This window comes from Methanosarcina soligelidi (genome assembly GCF_000744315.1).
GTDB lineage: Archaea > Halobacteriota > Methanosarcinia > Methanosarcinales > Methanosarcinaceae > Methanosarcina > Methanosarcina mazei.
On the sequence record NZ_JQLR01000001.1, the window covers coordinates 1,238,875 to 1,256,237 of the forward strand.

Annotated in this window: 10 protein-coding genes; 4 read left to right on the forward strand and 6 right to left on the reverse strand. The window is 44.4% G+C overall.

Going from position 1 to position 17,363, the window contains the following annotated elements; translation table 11 throughout:
- Window positions 1-395 precede the first annotated feature (395 nt).
- A complete protein-coding gene (locus M886_RS05470) occupies window positions 396-4,742 on the forward strand; it encodes a cobaltochelatase subunit CobN (protein ID WP_048050828.1) in 4,347 nt (1,448 codons plus the stop codon).
- A 359-nt stretch (window positions 4,743-5,101) separates the two neighbouring features.
- Here M886_RS05470 and M886_RS18595 read toward each other — a convergent pair whose 3' ends face one another.
- The gene (locus M886_RS18595; RefSeq protein ID WP_155395627.1) at window positions 5,102-5,248 is read right to left on the reverse strand and encodes a hypothetical protein; all 147 of its coding nucleotides are present in this window, start codon (window positions 5,246-5,248) and stop codon (window positions 5,102-5,104) included.
- A gap of 16 nt (window positions 5,249-5,264) precedes the next feature.
- Here M886_RS18595 and cobN point away from each other — a divergent pair, with 16 nt between their 5' ends.
- Window positions 5,265-9,818 (forward strand): cobaltochelatase subunit CobN, encoded by a 4,554-nt coding sequence (cobN, locus tag M886_RS05475; RefSeq protein ID WP_048050829.1) that lies wholly within the window; start codon window positions 5,265-5,267, stop codon window positions 9,816-9,818.
- A 99-nt stretch (window positions 9,819-9,917) separates the two neighbouring features.
- Here cobN and tsaA read toward each other — a convergent pair whose 3' ends face one another.
- Together tsaA and M886_RS05485 are read right to left on the reverse strand one after the other, a co-directional pair.
- Complete coding sequence (gene tsaA, locus M886_RS05480) at window positions 9,918-10,355, reverse strand: tRNA (N6-threonylcarbamoyladenosine(37)-N6)-methyltransferase TrmO (RefSeq protein ID WP_048046825.1); 438 nt, start codon at window positions 10,353-10,355, stop codon at window positions 9,918-9,920.
- The gene (locus M886_RS05485; protein ID WP_152557992.1) at window positions 10,348-10,968 is read right to left on the reverse strand and encodes an FmdE family protein; all 621 of its coding nucleotides are present in this window, start codon (window positions 10,966-10,968) and stop codon (window positions 10,348-10,350) included. Before M886_RS05485 ends, tsaA begins: the two co-directional genes overlap by 8 nt.
- Before the next feature lie 1,395 nt (window positions 10,969-12,363).
- Between M886_RS05485 and M886_RS05490 the strand changes: the two genes are divergently transcribed.
- Both M886_RS05490 and M886_RS05495 read left to right on the forward strand, forming a co-directional pair.
- Complete coding sequence (locus M886_RS05490; protein ID WP_011033550.1) at window positions 12,364-13,152, forward strand: helix-turn-helix transcriptional regulator; 789 nt, start codon at window positions 12,364-12,366, stop codon at window positions 13,150-13,152.
- Between the two features lie 97 nt (window positions 13,153-13,249).
- Window positions 13,250-14,173, forward strand: a complete 924-nt coding sequence (locus M886_RS05495) for a ribose 1,5-bisphosphate isomerase (protein WP_048038731.1) — start codon at window positions 13,250-13,252, stop codon at window positions 14,171-14,173.
- A gap of 84 nt (window positions 14,174-14,257) precedes the next feature.
- On the opposite strand, the gene M886_RS05500 is transcribed toward M886_RS05495, so the two are convergent.
- From M886_RS05500 to M886_RS05510, 3 genes are read right to left on the reverse strand one after another with little or no spacing between them, the layout of a single operon-like run.
- Window positions 14,258-14,968 carry an ABC transporter ATP-binding protein gene (locus M886_RS05500; protein ID WP_048038732.1) on the reverse strand — a complete coding sequence of 237 codons (711 nt, stop codon included), beginning with the start codon at window positions 14,966-14,968 and terminating at the stop codon, window positions 14,258-14,260.
- Window positions 14,961-16,076, reverse strand: a complete 1,116-nt coding sequence (locus M886_RS05505; protein WP_048050831.1) for an ABC transporter permease — start codon at window positions 16,074-16,076, stop codon at window positions 14,961-14,963. Before M886_RS05505 ends, M886_RS05500 begins: the two co-directional genes overlap by 8 nt.
- 55 nt (window positions 16,077-16,131) lie before the next feature.
- Entirely contained in the window at window positions 16,132-17,319 is a 1,188-nt protein-coding gene (locus tag M886_RS05510; RefSeq protein WP_048050832.1) for a hypothetical protein, read from the reverse strand.
- Between the last annotated feature and the right edge of the window lie 44 nt (window positions 17,320-17,363).

Genomic DNA, 17,363 nt, shown 5'->3' on the forward strand with positions numbered 1-17,363 from the left:
ATTATAGAGCTTTATCGTTTCAGTTTTCTTCCTTTTTTCATTCAAACTATTTTTCTGGATGTTTCTTTGTTTATGTGCGGTTCTTAGTCGAATAGCTAACAATTGTGAGCCAAAAAATGTCTTTTATATATTTTTCACTCGATGCTCCGAGTGTTGAAGATATTAAACAGAATCGGCTGCTCATTTGTTTGAGGAAGTTATAAAGTTGAATTAAAAGTTATAAATTAAGAGCCATAATCGAGAGCTCTTTCTATTATCTTCAAAAATTGAAGGACGTTCTATCTTAAGTTTCGAAAATTCGCAAACTTCTTGAAAAAATAATTCTATGGACGGGTTCACAGGTTATTTTTTTCCTGTAGTACCCGGGTGTTCATAATAGATTATCTGGGGATAAAATGCGTACGGCACGAAGCAGGTTACTGGTTTTATGTGCGGTGATTCTTTTACTTCTCGCACAGAATGTATCGGCTGATGGAAATCAGGTAAATATTACTTTTATCTGTTATGATGGAAGTGCTCTAGCTGCGGCAGAGCAGTCCAATCCATACAATGCGAGTATAAATGTCACGTACCTTTCGGGATATTCTGACTTCAGTAATGTCACTTTTGAAAATCAGGATATAATATTTTCCTATATGCTCTGGTCGCAGTTCAAAGATATCGGGGATGACCTTAAAAGTGCTCATGAAAATGGGACCGTTCTCATAGACATCTCTTCTGCAATAGATACTGCATATATAAACACTTCAAATTACGACCAGATTTTTTCAGGGATCGAACCATACAATTCCACTGAGGAGAAATTCTTTTACAACATGGGTACAAGAGGAGTCCTGAAGAAAAATGCTGAAAACTTCCTTATTTATCTTGCAAAAACATACGGAGACAAACCTGAACTTACAGGCAGCTGGGTTTATGAAGATCCTGTAGACTTCCCGGAAGCAGGTCTTTACCATCCTGACGCCCGCTCTCCAACTGACGAATCCCAGCCTGACTGGTTCGAAAACACCACTGATTACCTTGAATGGTACTCTAACTCAACTAACTTAACTAACTTCAATGAATCAAAATATGTTTATGATAAAAGTAAGCCCACTATCGGGATATGGTTCCATGCTTCGGATTATACCGGAGACAATCTTGAAGTCATAGATGCCCTTATCCGCGACCTGGAAGGAAAGGGCTGCAACGTAATTGCGGGTTTTGATACCTTCAACGATATCCACAAATTTTACTTTGACGAAAACGGGGAACCTCTTGTCCAGTGTGTAATTTCTCTTAAGAGTTTCCGTTTAAATTACGAAGACCCTGACAAAGGTGTACAGGAGCTTACGGACCTTGATGTCCCTGTCCTCACCGGACTTGTTGTTAACAACCCTGAGAATTCTACTGATGTTGCTGACAGCAACAGGGGCATCCCGAGCAGCGAGGTTGTGTACAAAACCCTGCTTCCAAGCGTTGACGGGATTTTCGAGTATATTGTAATAGGAATTGACAATTACGATTCCGAAACCGGAGAAAGCAACTATGAACCTCTGCCTTCCCAGATTGACTGGATGTCAAACAGGTCAATTAACTGGGCAGAACTGAAGTTAAAGGCTAACCAGGACAAGAAAGTAGCTGTCATCTATTACAATTATCCTTCAGGAAAGGACAATATAGTGGCAAACTACCTCAACACCACGGAGAGCATGTTTGACCTCCTCAATTCAATGAATGAAAGCGGGTATGAAGTCTCCGGAATTCCTGATAATAGCAGTATCCTTATGGACATGCTCCAGGCTCAGGGTATCAATGTCGGTTCATGGGCTCCGGGAGTCCTGAATGAAATGGTTGAAAACAAAACCGAATGGGGGCTGCACCTCATACCCATGGAGACTTACAGAGAGTGGTTTGAGTCTGAAATTCCGGAGAACCTGAGATCCAGTGTAACGGCTGAATGGGGACAGCCCTGGTCCGAAGACCTGCCCCAGGATAAGAGCGTTATGATCTATGAAAACGAAACCGGAAAGTATATTGTGATTCCTACGGTGCGTTTCGAGGATGTCTGGCTCATGCCTCAGCCTGCCAGGGGAACGGGGCAAAACAACGATACCCTTTACCACAGCAATGTTGTACCTCCAACACACCAGTACATAGCTTTCTACCTCTGGTTAAACCATGAATGGCAGCCCGATGCAGTTATTCACCTGGGGACTCACGGTACGCATGAATGGCTTCCGGGGCCCACTTACGGTATGAACAGAACCTCTGACTGGTCTCCTCTGCTTCTTCAGGACCTGCCAAACATATATCCTTACATAGTTGCCAACGTGGGAGAGGGAATAACCGCCGAGTACAGGGGTAACGCCCTTATTATCGACCACCTGACCCCTACTCTCGAACGGAGCGGACTTTACGGAGGCTTGCTGAACCTCTCAATTAATGTCCAGCAGTATTATGAGCCCAGCATTACTTCTCAGACCAGGGCAGGATACCAGCAGGCAATAATTGATGAGATAATAGCACTCAACCTCAGTGTCGACCTGGGAATGGAAAACGTAACTGATCTCGAGAACTACAGTGATGAAGAATTTGAAAGTTTTGTAAAAGATGTCCTTCACGAGTACCTGGAAGACATAGGAAATGAAAATATCCCCTACGGAATGCATATCCTCAGCCGTGTTCCGGGGACAAACATGACAGACCCTGAGAAAGACGAATTATCTGCGATGGTAAGGGCTATGCTCGGAGGGAGCTTTGAGGATAATGTTACTGCAGCCTTCTATCCAGAATCCGCTTATCCTCTCGGGATTCCGTTAAATGATACAAAAGTCACTAAACTTGTCTGGGAAGTTGTAACAAATAATACAGATGTTTCCGCTGCCCAGATTGCAGTCTACGGGCAGACCAACAGTTCTGTCACACCTGACCTTGAGCTTGGCCTGGACTACAGGGACCGTCTTCTTGGCTGTGATGTGGAAATTGACAGGATTCTTTCAGCCCTGAATGGAGGGTTTATCCCGCCGGCGTCTGGGCTTGACCCCATAATGAACCCTGATGCCGTACCGACAGGGCGCAACTATTACAGCGTAAATTCAAAACTGTACCCTTCAAAAGCAACATGGGAAGTCGGGAAAACCCTTGCAATCCAGATGCTTGAGGACTATTATAGTGAGCACGGGGAATACCCTGAAAAGGTTTCATTCTCAAGGTTCGGTGTTGAATTTATCGGCGACCACGGGACCCTGGAAGCCGAAATTCTTTACCTGCTTGGGATCCAGCCCGTATGGGACGAATACGGGTATGTGACAGGAGTCGAAGTTATTCCCGAAGAAGAACTGCTGCCGAATTACGACAGCTCAAAGCCAGGGAGGCCGCGTATTGATATTGTCTATAGTACGGCAGGGATAAGGGATGCTTTCCCGGATAAGATCAAAATGGTGGACAGCGCTGTAAAACTTGCAAGCTCTCTCCCCCCCGTAAACTATCCCAACTACGTCAACCAGAGTTCACTTGCACTCTACGGTTCCCTTGTTGAGACAGGATATGACAACGATACTGCAACAAAACTCTCAACAATGCGCTGCTTTGCGGTAATGGACGGCACCTACGATATAGGGGTCTCGGACGCTGTCAGTGCAAGCGGGACATGGGAAAACGAAGAAGCCATTGCAAACGTATACCTGGACAAGATGGGATACGCCTACGGAGAGGATTTCTGGGGAATACAGTCCAGAGGCCTCCTTGAAGGGAACCTGAAAAATGTTGAAGCATCGGTACATTCAGCCTCTTCAAACCTTTACGATTCTCTTGACAACGACGACTTTTTCCAGTATTTCGGAGGCATGAACCTTGCAACAAGGTATGTAAAAGGTGACGGGACAACTCCTGAAATGTATGTTTCTGATACAAGCAACCCCGACGGGGCTCAGATGCTTGGAATGCGGGAATACCTCAGCAAGGACCTGAGAGCCAGATATTTCAATGACAGGTGGATTGAAGGCATGCAGAACTCAGGGTATTCAGGCGGCAGTATGATGTCCGAATTTGTGGACAACCTCTTTGGCTGGGAAGTAAGTTCCCCTGAGCTTGTGGATGACACTGTCTGGCAGCAGGTGTATGAGACCTACTCCAATGACCCTGCCATGAGAGAATGGTTCAAACAGAATAACCCGGCCGCTTACCAGTCAATCACTGCCAGGATGCTTGAAGCTGTCAGGCACGATTACTGGGCACCTTCGGAAGACGTTATTGAAAGCCTTGCAACGGAATATGAACAGTCTGTGGCTGAGAACGGGGCTTCATGCTGCCACCATACCTGCGGAAACCCCCTGCTTCACGAGTTCGTAAGCGGGATGGTATCTGTTCCTGGCTATGCTGAGCAGATCGAATCAGCGACCAGAGTCGAGACCAAGGAAATAACAGAATCTCAGAGCAGCAGTAGCAGTAAAGGGCATCAGACAAGTGTTGCTGAAAAACTTAACCAGACATCCAGATCAGGTTCGGAATCACAGGAAAGCAACCAGACTGTTCAGGACTCCGGCACAGGCTATGGAATGGATTCTCCAGAACCTGCTCCTGAAGTCCGCCAGAATTCGGAATCCGATTACGTGGAAGGCTATGAGATGCAGAAAGAAACTCCTGTAACGGAAGAAGAAAGTGGAGGTCCGTCTTTCTCCGGCTCTGACATATTCGGAATTCTTTTCGTCCTGGCAGCAGTTGGAGGAATTTATCTGGGATTCCGTAAAAAGAAGGTTTAAATGCTTTTTGGAAGAAAAGGGCTTTTTTATGCTCTTTTCTCTTCATTTTCCTCTCTCTAATTCTCTCCTTTTTTTAGCCCTGACTTAAATTTTTCCTGATATTTTTTTCTTATCTTCCGTATCCTTTTCTGTTCTTTTTATCGCTTTTCCGTTCTTGTTATCTCCAAGGCTAATAATTGTTACCAATAATCGCAGGTTTTTATGCAAATAAAGTAAAATTGCGTTCAAATTATCCGGTATTATTTATGTTTTGAGGTGAGGTACTGATATTTTATTGGGCTATATCTATCAAAAACAGCTTTTGACAACCAATATTTGAGTGATGTTTTTCCCTGAATGACAGGTAAAGTTTACTTTTGTTATTTCTTTGCTGTGTAGTCCGGGTTTTCTACCAGAATGTACTGGTATCTCTGGCGGCGATATCCTGTAAGTAAAATTCCAAAGTATTTTGCAGGCATCCGAGCAATTCCGCGATAAGTGGCTCTCACAGCGATAAGCTTAATCATATTCTGGAGCAGGATTATGAAAGAACAGGTTAATGTTGATAAAAATACTTTTAACAAAAAAATTAAGGCTTCCGGATTGACAATTTTAATCCTTTTAATGCTATTTTCTTCTTCTCCGGTGGCAGGCAGTACAGGCACGGGATACGAACTTATTGCTAACACTACAAGTGACGCTGAGGGAAACTATCTGCTTTCCGGTATTCCCAATGGAAACTATACTCTTGTTGCTATTTCCAGTGAGGACAAATGGCGTCGTGCCGATGAACAGATCCAGGTTCAGGGTACAGATCTTTCTGTAAACCTCGATACTTCAAGCAGGGATATTGATGAAACCGAATCCCAGGCAATTCTTGACCTGAAGGGCAGTGGAGTTCCCCTGGAAGGAGCCTCTTCAATCCGCGGGCTCACCCGACAAAAACAGATGGGAGGAGACCCTATTTCTCTGGGGTTCACAGAAGTTCTTCTGCTGAGAGAGCAGGTAAAGGAAACCCCTGTAGACTCAAGCCCCGGTCAGCACCTTGATATTGCTATTGTTACCGGGTACCGGAGCCATGAACTTCCCCTCAAAAACCTGATGGAGGAGATCAACGGCAACAGCAGCCTGAACCTTTCCCTTAGCTGTTTTATGGCTGATTATGTTATGGAAAACGATGTTGACCTGAGCGGTATGGATATCATCTACATCAACATGCTCAGCCCTTCAACTGCCCGGAAGCTTACACCCACAGTGGACAGCGCAATTTCTAACGGGTGTGTGGTTATTGACGACGATACCCTGCTAAACGAGAGCATCCCTCTTCCTGCAGACCTGATAGAGAGCTACAGGGAAAAACTCAACAATTACTGGCTCAACGGGGCTTACGACCAGAGTAACCTGAAAAACCTTTTATTCTGCATAGCCAGTGACTGCTGCGGCAGGACTGACCTCCTTTATGAGGCTCCTCACACTCTTCCTGAAAGAGCGATCTATCATACGAACATGACAGGTTACTTCACCGATTCTCTTGATACATACCTTATCTGGTACTCAAACAGGAGTGACGGAGGGCATGTCTACGACCCTGCAAAGCCAACAGTTGCAATTACCATGTACCAGAGCTATTTCCCCTTCCAGATTGAGCCCATTGACGCTTTGATTTCTGAACTGGAAGCCAGAGGATATAATGTCATTGCCACTTACGGGTCTGATAACCTTTCCTCCGGGGATTTCTTCAAGCAGGGGGACGAGGTTCTTGTAGACGCTATCATCTCTTTTACGTACTTCGGAAATAAGTTTGATGCCGAAGGGCTTGATGTGCCTGTAATTAACGGTATAGTTAACAATTACATGAACAGGACCGGGTATGAAGTCAGCAGCAGGCCGCTTCCTGCGGATAAAATGATGAAACTTGATTTGCAGGAACTCTGGGGGGCGATTGACCCGGTAATTATGGCTGCCACTGAAATAGATCCCGAAACCGGGACCGAGACTTCGGTTTCCATAGACTACCAGGTAGACTGGCTTATTGACCGGGTTGAAAGCTGGGTAAACCTTGGGGAAATTCCTGACTCCGACAAGAAAGTTGCTATCATTTATTATAACCACGGAGGAGGAAAGGACAACATAGGGGCTTCTTACCTCGATGTAGTCCCCAGTCTGTCCAGCCTGCTTGATGCTATGGCTGCCGGAGGATATGCCATTAATGAAAACCAGTCCCTGAACGAAACCGAGCTACTTAATCTGATGCTTACCCAGGGCATCAATATAGGTACCTGGGCTCCCGGAGAACTCGAGAAGATGGTTGCTACAGGCAAGGTAGTTCTCGTCCCTGAAAGTACATATGAAGGATGGTTCTCTGAACTTCCTGAAGAGAAACAGCAGGAGGTTATTGAACAGTGGGGGCCTGCTCCTGGAGAGATCATGGTCTGGGAAAACGAGAGTGGAAGATATCTTGTAATCCCCAGAATTGAGGCAGGGGATAACGTGCTTCTGGCTCCCCAGCCTTCGAGAGGCTGGCTTGATGACAGTGAAGCCCTTTATCACGATTCTGAACTTCCTCCTCACCACCAGTACATTGCTTTCTATCTCTGGCTCCAGCACTCCGAAGAAGAAGGCGGGTTTGGCAGTGATGCCCTTGTGCACTTTGGCAGGCACGGGACTCAGGAATGGCTTCCCGGAAAAGAGTTCGGGCTTTCGAGGTACGACTGGCCTTCCTTGATGATCGGGGACGTACCCGTTATTTATCCTTACGTCATGGACGGGCTTGGGGAAGGAAATGAGGCAAAACGCAGAGGAGGGGCAGTAATAGTCGACCATCTTGTTCCTCCGATTGTTTCTGCGGGAAGCTATGGGGATTATGCAAACCTGAGCGAAGCTATCCATAACTATGGACAGGCAGAGGCAGATGCTTCCCTTAAAACAGCTCACAGGTCTGAAGTTTTAAACCTGACCTTATCCCTCTCCCTGGATGAAGAATTCAATATGACAGAGGCGGAAAATAACGAGACTTACTTTAATGCCGTTTTCCTTGAAGGGCTTGAAGAGCTGCTGGATGAATATAAGAGCCAGTCCATGCCTTATGGGCTGCACATCCTTGGGACCAGTCCGAAAGGGGAACAGCTTGTGGGTATGGTGAATTCCATGCTTGGGACTGACTTTGCCGATTCTGTCAGTGAATTTAACGAGACCGAAAGTGCCCAGCTCTACCTTCTTGACCTTGTCCTTAACCAGGGAGTCAATTCCACTGAGGCTCAGGTCCAGGTACTTGGGACAGGCAATGAAACTGTCAGCACCTTCCTTGCCAGTGCCGAAGAATATGCTGCAAACCTGGCTCTCGGGGAAGAGGAAATCCAGCAGGTCCTAAATGCCCTTGACGGCAGGTTCATCCCCGGAAACCAGGGAGGAGACCCTGTTAGAAACCCTGAAGCACTGCCTTCGGGAAGAAACTTTTATGCTTTTGACCAGAGGATAGTGCCGACGGAAGCCGCCTGGACTCTCGGGCAGGAGATGGCTGACCAGATGCTTGAAGCATATCTCGCCGAGCACGGGAATTACCCGAGAAAAGTGGCTTATGTCCTATGGGCAGGAGAGACTACCAGGCACGAAGGGGTCATGGAAGCAGAGATCCTCTACCTGCTCGGCGTCAAACCTGTATGGAACAGCGGCAGGGTGGTTGATGTGGAAGCTATTCCCATGGAGACTCTGGGAAGGCCCAGGATTGATGTGGTAATCCAGATCTCAGGGCTTTACAGGGATATGTATCCTGACAAGGTGCGCCTGCTGGATAAAGCTGTAAAACTTGCTTATGCCCAGGAGGATTCCCCTAACTATGTCAGGGAAAATGCTGATGCTCTGAAGACCTCTTTGATGAGTAAGGGTTCACTTAATGAAAGTGAGGCACTGGACCTTTCCCTGCTCAGGATTTTCGGGTCTGAGGACGGCGCCTACGGCACAGGGCTTCCGAACGCTGTTTCAGCAAGTGATACCTGGGAGAGCAATGATGCTCTTGCAGATCTTTACATCAACAGGATGTGCAATGCTTACGGAGAAAACGTCTGGGGCGAAAACCTTAAGGACCTTTTCAAAAAGAGCCTTGAAGGGGTTGAAGCCACAGTTCACAGCCGGAGCACAAACCTTTACGGGACCCTTGACAACGATGACTTTTTCCAGTATCTGGGAGGGCTGAATCTTGCTGTCAGTTCCGTTTCCGGAGGGGAGTATCCTGATTCATTTATTACGAATATGCTGACCGGAGGGGATGAGAAAACCGAAACCCTGGAAGAATTCCTCAAAAGGGAAACTTATTCCCGATATTTCAATCCCAGATGGATTGACGGCATGCAGGGAAACGGCTATGCAGGAGCAAGGGAAATGTCGGATTTCGTTGAAAACCTCTGGGGCTGGGAAGCCACAAACCCGGATTTGATCAGCGATGATATGTGGAATAAGGTATACCAGACCTATATGGCAGACCAGGAACTCAGCGACTGGGTAAAGCAGAACAACCCCTACGCATACCAGTCCATGACTGCCCGGATGCTGGAGACTGCCCGCAAGGGGAGCTGGGACGCATCGGATGATGTCCTCAAAAGCCTGGCTGAGGAATATGCAGAGTCCGTGGTCAAAGACGGGGTTACCTGCTGCCACCACACCTGCGGGAATTCTCTCCTCAACAACTACGTATCGGGCCTTGTATCAGTACCCGGTTTTGTCGAAGCGATTGAAGAGGCTACGCAGGAATCTCTTAAGCAGGAAAGGACTGAAGAGCATAGGAGCAGCAATGGGCACCAGACGAGTGTTGCCGAAAAACTTAACCAGACTGCCAAATCAAACACCGAAGAACCGGTCAGCAACCAGACCGTTCAGAATTCTGATGCAGGATATGGTGTGGATTCCCCTGAACCTGCCCCTGAGGTCAGACAATCTGCAGATCCTGACTACGTGGAAGGTTATGAGATGCAGAAAGAAGAATCGTCTGAAGAAGCGGAAAGTGGTGGTATGTCCTTCTCAGGAGCTGATATCATTGGAACTCTCTTTGTGGTAGCAGTGGTGGGTGGAATTTATCTGGGATTCCGGAAAAAGAAAATGTAAATGAAACTTAGAAAAGGGTAATTCCCCTTTTCTTTTTTATTTGAAAAAAGGCTTTATTTTTTGATTTATCGGTTTTAGATACTGTTTTTTTGCGATTTTTCACTTCGCTTTTTCTTTCGCTTTTTCTTCAAGGTCTTTCATGTATGGCTTAATGTCCAGTACAGGCGTCCCGTTGATGGCATCAATGCCTTTTACATAGAGCACGTTGCCCTCTACTTTCAAGAGCTCCACAAGGGTAAGACCTATCCCATTGGGCCGGTATGGGCTCCTGCTTGCGAAGACTCCTGACATCTCTCCGTCATAACGGCGGCGGTGGATCAGCTTATAACCTTCCGATTTGCTGAAATAAAAGAGGATATAGAGTTTTTCAAGCTCTTCTACCCTGTAAAGGCCGTCTACCAGATCTTCTCTCAGGACAATTTTTGAAACCTTCTCGTAGACCTCTTCTTTATACTCCGGTTTAAAGTAGTCATTTTCCACGTAGCCTATGGGGGTAAACTCAACTTTTTCGGGAGCATTTTCTGAATTTTCACTCATTTTTTGCCTCAAAACAGGAGATGCAGACAATTTCTCCATTTTTAACCCTTCCCAGGGGTTCCATAAATCCTTCTCCGCATTTGCTGCATATGACTGTGGGGTAGATTATGGCTTTCTCCGGGGGCTCAATATTCACTTCACTGACACGGAAAAGCTCCTCTTCCGGCATTTCCAGGATTCTCTGGCTTTTCGCATCATGTGAAGCCTGAAACTCTTTTTCTTCTTCCGGGCTTGCAGTGCCTGCCCTCAGTTTTGCGAAAAGAGCAGTATGTCTACTATCCTGGGGTAAGGCATCGGGTTTAAGGGAAATTCTCAGGGCTTTTCCGCTTCTTCTTTTGTAAAATGTATATACATGCTTTCCATGTTCTTTGAAGATGAGGTTTCCTTTCCCGCAGGTACAGCCGTTGATTGCCTGAATCGCATCTACTGCACAGGACCTGTTTTCCACAACTGCAACGAGTTCTTCATCTTCGCTCCTGTCTTTAAAACGCTCGGTAGCCAGCATAGCCACTCTGTATCCTATCGATATGCCAGGGCAGACATGTCCGTGGAACTTTACAGCGGTATCGAAATTAGCATCATTGAAATCCAGGTTCTCAACTCCTACTTCAATTACTTTTCATTATCTGTCGGGTTAATTTAATTAACCTGTTTCATATTCTCTGAATACTATTTATAAATTCTGTATTTAATTGATAATACAAAAAAAATCCAGAGTATTAATCCGCTCTCGATTTTTATCGGTCTCTTTAAAGATGTGTAGCTTCGATGAACAGATTAACTAATAACAAAAAATCACAGTTTCAGTTGATTATCCTGATAATCAATTTGATCAATCTTCATTTATAAAGAGGTAAATTCATTTATAAAGAGGTAAATTCATTTATAAAGAGGTAAATTCATTTATAAAGAGGTAAATTCATTTATAAAGAGGTAAATTCATTTATAAAGAGGTAAATTCATTCATAAAGAAGTAAATTCATTCATAAAGAGGTAAATTCATTAGCAAAATATAAATTAATTTAAAAATCAGGTCCTCAGGAAGAATTTGCTCTGGAAAAAAGTTTGATTTTATTTCTGTAAGAAGGAAATAGGGACCGAATTTTCCTTTCCTAGGTCCCTACTGATGATCCAACCCCATTGGACTGAGAGGAAACCCATTAACTCTCAATCTCTATCAAATTCTTATGATTTCTAGTTATATAACATAAACGTCATAAAATATTTGCTAATACTCAAATTATAGATGACTGTATTTTTTTATCTGAGTTTAAAATATCTTATTTTATTAAATTATTTGTTAGCATTAAAAATTTCAAGCCAGTCAAAATTACCTCTTAATTTATTTCTTTTCTCTTATGAAATAAATCTTAAAAAATCCAAAATGAACAGTTTTTCTTTTTTTAAACAATATGTCCTGAACACTTTTTATTTATCTCCTACTATATTCAAAAAAATTCTTAGTCCGTAAATTCTCATAAGTTCTATAATCTTTACTGAACTATGTAAATATATTGGGCTATATTTTCACCATTTCTTATATTTTTTATGATTGGATGATAGAAAAATGATGAATACTGGAAGATAAAAGTTCTCCAAGATCGGTGGTGTTATAATTGGGAGCCGCTTGCCACCTCTGATATGGCTCCCAATTGTGTGATTCAACCCCTACGATTAAGAGAAAAACCCCTTAACTCTTAACCGTCAACTTCCTCTTTATGTTATAGAGGTATATAACCTATACGACCTTAAAATTTACTTCCCATTGAATTATTTCACTGCCTCAAAATCCACTTACTCTGGCTCAAATAACTTCTTGCATTTTCAGTTTTGGTTAATTTTTGCTCTGCAATATCTCTCATTCTTTATTCTTTTCTGTCCTGATAGTCTACCACTTTTTTACCTTCACATCCCAAAAAAATTTTCATATCTGGTTTCACGCTTTTGAATAAAAATAGTTGAATAATACGAAAGATACTTATCAAGTCTTTACTTATCTCTTATAGACATGAGTAACTCGCTTCTAGAATTGATTTTCCTCTCCGAAAAAAGGAAAAATCTTCTTTTATTTTTAAAAGAGGGGCCAAAAAATATAGAAGAAATAAAAACAAATCTGGATACGAGCGCTGTAGCCATTCTTCCCCAGATTAAAAAATTAAGGGATGATTCTCTGGTATTCAGGACAGAAGACTCTTACTTTCTGTCTCCTCTTGGCATAGCGGTAGCTGAGAGAATGCACGCGATGATGCGTGTATTAAATGTCTTTTCCAGGAACTACGATTACTGGGCAGACCATGCAGTTGAGTGTTTGCCTTCTCCTTTAAAGAGCAGGATTGGAGATCTGGAGAACTGTATCTTTTCCGAACCTCCTGACTGGACACACCTCTTTGAACCTCACAGGGAATTCGTGGAAAAACTTACAGTATCGAGAAAGATAAAAGGAATTTCCGCCATCTTTTTTCCTCTTTACCCTTCCCTTTTCCTTTCTTTTGCGAAAAATGGAGCAGATGTAACTCTTCTTGTGACCCTTCCGGTTTATGAGAGAATAAAAGGAGAATACAGGTCTGAATTAAGGGAATTTCTCAGCCTCGATAACACCTGTTTATATGTATGCGAGGAAAAAATAGAATTTTCTCATGTTGTCACTGATAAATTTCTCTCTTTGAGTCTTCCTTTTTCTAACGGCGCTTTTGACCATACGCGCGATGTCCTGTGTTTTGACCCTGTTGCACTTAAATGGGGAGAAGACCTTTTTGCTTACTACAGGGATAGATCAGAAAAAATAAAGAAAGTATAACCAGATCAATTCCGGTCTTTGTCCTCCTCCGGTCTTTCAATGAGAGAAGGAGAGCTGAAAGATAGCTATAAATCAGGCGCTGACTATCCCTTATATTATGAAAGAAGTTCAGGAAACCGCAGAAAAGATCCGGACAATGGAAATCCGGGGTGCAGGCAGGATTGCAAAAGCTGCAGCTGAAGCAATCAGGGACTATGCTGCAGGGCTCGAGGCTGCTTCTATTGAGGAATTTGCAGCCGGGATCACGGAAGTCTCCAATTACCTTATCAGCACACGCCCTACAGCCGTATCCCTCCCTAACGCCGTAAAGCTCTCTTCCAGATATTCTTCTGATAATGTAGAGAACGCCAGGAAGGAGGTCATCAATAACGCCAACCTCTTTATCGAGAGGGCAGATAAAGCTCTTGGAAGAATTGGAAAAATTGGAGCAGGGAGAGTTCAGGACGGGGACGTAATAATGACTCACTGCAATTCCCATGCCGCCCTTTCCATAATTACAACGGCTTTTGAAGACGGAAAAAATATTTCGGTTATCGCCACTGAAAGCCGCCCCAGGCGCCAGGGCTTGCTGACAGTCAGGCACCTTAACGGCTTTGGCATCCCCACAACCCTTATTGTGGACTCTGCTGTGCGCTACTATATGAAAGATGTTGATAAAGTGATAGTCGGAGCTGATGCGATTGCAGCAAATGGAGCCCTTGTAAACAAAATAGGGACTTCACAGCTTGCTCTTGCTGCCCACGAAGCCAGAAAAAGTTTCATGGTAGCTGCCGAGACCTTCAAATTCAGCCCGAGCACTATCCTGGGAATCCCTATAGAAATTGAAGAAAGATCCTCGGAGGAAGTTGTTGACCCGTCGGTTCTTGAAGAACTCCCTCATGTGCAGGTGAAAAATCCGGCTTTTGACTTTACTCCCTCTGAATACATCGATATGATAGTAACCGATATAGGAATTATTCCGCCTGCAATGGCATATACAGTAATAAAAGAACACCTCGGCTGGGAGTTTGGAGAAATTTAAATAATTTTTCCTTTCAGGACTTTTTTCTTTTTTCTTCTTTTTTAAAGGGAAGCCGGGCAAGTTTCGCGGGTGGTCTTTATGCTTTCAATCGTCTCTGATCATCCCATCCGTAATCCGGAGCACCCTTGAACACTCCTTTGCAACCTCGGGATCGTGAGTGACAACAAGAATTGTCTGCCCCTTCTTGCTCAGTTCCTTAAAAACCCTTACAATAGAATCTCTTGTTTTGCTGTCCACCTCACCTGTAGGTTCGTCAGCCAGAATCAGGGCAGGTTTATTTGCCAGAGCCCTTGCAATAGAAACCCTTTGCTGTTCTCCACCTGAGAGCTCCGTAGGTTTATGATTGAGCCGGTCTTCCAGCCCCAGGTCTTCAAGAAGGGATTTTGCCCTTTCTTTTCTCTCTTTTTTTGGCACTCTTGAAAAGCGCATTGCAAGTTCAACGTTTTCAAGGGCTGAAAGTGTAGGAATCAGGTTGTAGTGCTGAAAAATAAAGCCTATTTTTTCTCTTCTCACGCCCGGGAGCAGCTTTTCAGGTACTGATGTAAGGTCTGTCCCGTCAAGAATAATTTTCCCATCCGTGGCTTTTTCAAGCGTGCCGATTAGAGCCAGAAGAGTTGATTTCCCCGAACCCGAAGGTCCCATGATCGCAAGAAGCTCTCCTTTTCTTACGGTTATGCATGCACAGCGGAGGGCATGGACAGGAATTTTACCCTGCATATAGGTCTTGGAGAGGTTTTCTATCTGCATGATAACTTTTCTACCGGCACCAGTTTCTCCCTCTTTTTCTTCACGCATGCTTCAAAGCCTCCATCGGACTCATCTTCGAAGCCCTGTAAGCCGGATAAAGCCCTGAAAGAGCCCCTATTAATAAGGCAAAAAGCATTGCAATTATAAGGAGCCTCGGGGTTATCAGGAAAAGGACAATCCTGGTTGTTGCGAGCCATGCGTTCATAATCTGGACAGCCCCGATACCAACAATAATCCCAAGGATTCCTCCTAAAAGACCCATCAAGGAGGCTTCTCCAAGTGTCAGGAGCAGGATATCTTTAGTTTCTGCGCCAATGGCTTTCAAAATTCCAAACTCTCGTGTCCTTTCTGCAACTGACATGAGCATCGTATTCATTACACAGAGCCCGCCTATGATTGCTGCAAGGAGACCGGAACTGATGGTTATTACGCTGAAAATCATGAAGGACTGTCTTGCCTGCACCTCAAGTTCTCCCGGAGAAAGGGTGCTTGTGCCTTTTACACTTAACTCGATCCTTTTGGAGAGCATCTCTGCATCCACCCTATCATCAGGCACGGCAAAGATATAGGATACTGAATTTCCCACGCTGTAAAGGTCCTGGGCAGTTTCAAGAGGAATAATCACAGCATTGTCAAAAATAGAGCCGGTATAATCAAGGATCCCAACAACGGTAAAATATTTGTCGTGGATCTCAAACTTGCTGCCGATCTCAAGGTTGTACTCTCTCTTTATATTGTTTCCTACGACCACGCTATAAGAATCTCCCGGGTCCAGAAAGCGGCCTGCTTTTAGTTGCACAGGGTTAAGGGCAACACTGGATTTTTCAGGAGGGACACCAAGGATCTGCTTTCCTGTCATGCCCATTTTATCTTCGTCAAAAGTGGTCATTAAAAGCCCGTAGGCGTCTTCTACGCCGGCCACGCGGAGGACATCGCTGACCTTATCTTCCGTGAGTCCCCCTCCAAAGACCCCGCTTTCGGCAAAGACCCGGATTTTGTCACTGGTCACACTCATGGAACGCTCAAAAGTCTGATGGAAATTCTCAGACATGGCACCCATAACTATGACTGCAAAAATCCCCAGGGCTATCCCGCAGATAGTCAGTGAGCTCCGGATTTTCCGGTTCGTTATGTTTCGGATGATCAGGTCAAGCATAGTGATCCCGCATACAGATTCGTTTTAACTCCAGATAATTCAAAAGTTACCTGGTTCAGTCCTTTTTTCCTCTCTTTTTTCTTCCCAGAAAAACAGCAACACAGAGTAAAATTCCAGTTGCTGCCTGAGAGCTAAGTGCTGGAGTCTCTTCAGGAGGATTTAGTTCAGCTACGGGCTCAAAAACACGCAAAACCGTTTCATGGCTGTCAAGTATTTCACCGTCGAGGTTTACCACATCTATTTTTACATTGTAGTCTCCTCTGGGAACCCCCTGCCAGATGATTCCTACTGTATCTTCTTTTCCCGCAGTAAGGATATCCGCAGTTTCTTCAAACACCCGGACATCTCCTTCTTCAGGAGTTAGAACAACCCTGACAATTCCATTAAAAGGAACCTGTGACCTTCCTGTTACAGTCACGCTTGCCCCGTACTCGTCCACGTTGATGTCAGAATCAAGGATTTCTACCTTTTCTTCCGCCCAGAATTCTGACATATATGCGGTGGTAAGCTCGGGGGAGTGTGAATGAACTTTCAGGAGAGCGGTGTAGCTCCTGTCTTTTTCCAGCAGCAAGGGCCAGTTAATTGTTTTATAATAAGCATCAGTTACAGGGACATTTTTCAGGCTTTCGCTGTATATTATGTCCTTGCCGGAAAGGAGTTTAAGGTCAAAATCTACAATGCCGGGCTCAGGCATCTGCACGAGTCTGAGGTTTGCGGAACTTACAAGATCTATCAGGAATGAAGCTTTTTCGGAATCTGCAGAAAAATCCACAACTTTCAGGTTTGAAAGATGAGGGTTACGGTAAGAAAATGAGGTTTTCTGGGTTTCAAGGATTTGATTGCCTTCTTTTACAAAAAGCTGTGCTGTATAAGAGTCCCTATCCTTCCCAAAGTCTTCTTCAAGCTCCCAGAAAAAGACTTTTGAAATCTCCTGGTCTTTCTTTACGGAACCCAGGTGGAAAGTTTCCGATTTCAGGGTTTCTTTTCCCGAACTCAGGGTAAAAACAAGAGAAACGTTTTCATGGGGTTCTTCAAACCTGACTGTTGCATCACTGAGGTCATGGTCTGAAAAAAAGCCAATAATAATTCTGTTTTCATTCTCTTCTTCAATAGCTGCCCCGTTTACAGCTCCGTAAACAGGATTTATCTGTGTGCAGAAGAAAATCAGGAATAGGGTTAGAGAAAATAAACTTAAAGTAAACTCTCTCAGTTTCAAACAGTTCTTTTTTTCTGGCAGGCTCAAGCCCGGGTCCTCCTTCTTTCCAAAAGCTGCAGAGAAGCAGAGCC

Bases quoted from the DNA above. Each gene is read 5' to 3' on its own strand.
- M886_RS05470 (WP_048050828.1), top strand. From the start codon at position 396: ATGCGTACGGCACGAAGCAGGTTACTGGTTTTATGTGCGGTGATTCTT.
- M886_RS18595 (WP_155395627.1), bottom strand. From the start codon at position 5,248: ATGATTAAGCTTATCGCTGTGAGAGCCACTTATCGCGGAATTGCTCGG.
- cobN (WP_048050829.1), top strand. From the start codon at position 5,265: ATGAAAGAACAGGTTAATGTTGATAAAAATACTTTTAACAAAAAAATT.
- tsaA (WP_048046825.1), bottom strand. From the start codon at position 10,355: ATGAGTGAAAATTCAGAAAATGCTCCCGAAAAAGTTGAGTTTACCCCC.
- M886_RS05490 (WP_011033550.1), top strand. From the start codon at position 12,364: ATGAGTAACTCGCTTCTAGAATTGATTTTCCTCTCCGAAAAAAGGAAA.
- M886_RS05495 (WP_048038731.1), top strand. From the start codon at position 13,250: ATGAAAGAAGTTCAGGAAACCGCAGAAAAGATCCGGACAATGGAAATC.
- M886_RS05500 (WP_048038732.1), bottom strand. From the start codon at position 14,968: ATGCGTGAAGAAAAAGAGGGAGAAACTGGTGCCGGTAGAAAAGTTATC.
- M886_RS05505 (WP_048050831.1), bottom strand. From the start codon at position 16,076: ATGCTTGACCTGATCATCCGAAACATAACGAACCGGAAAATCCGGAGC.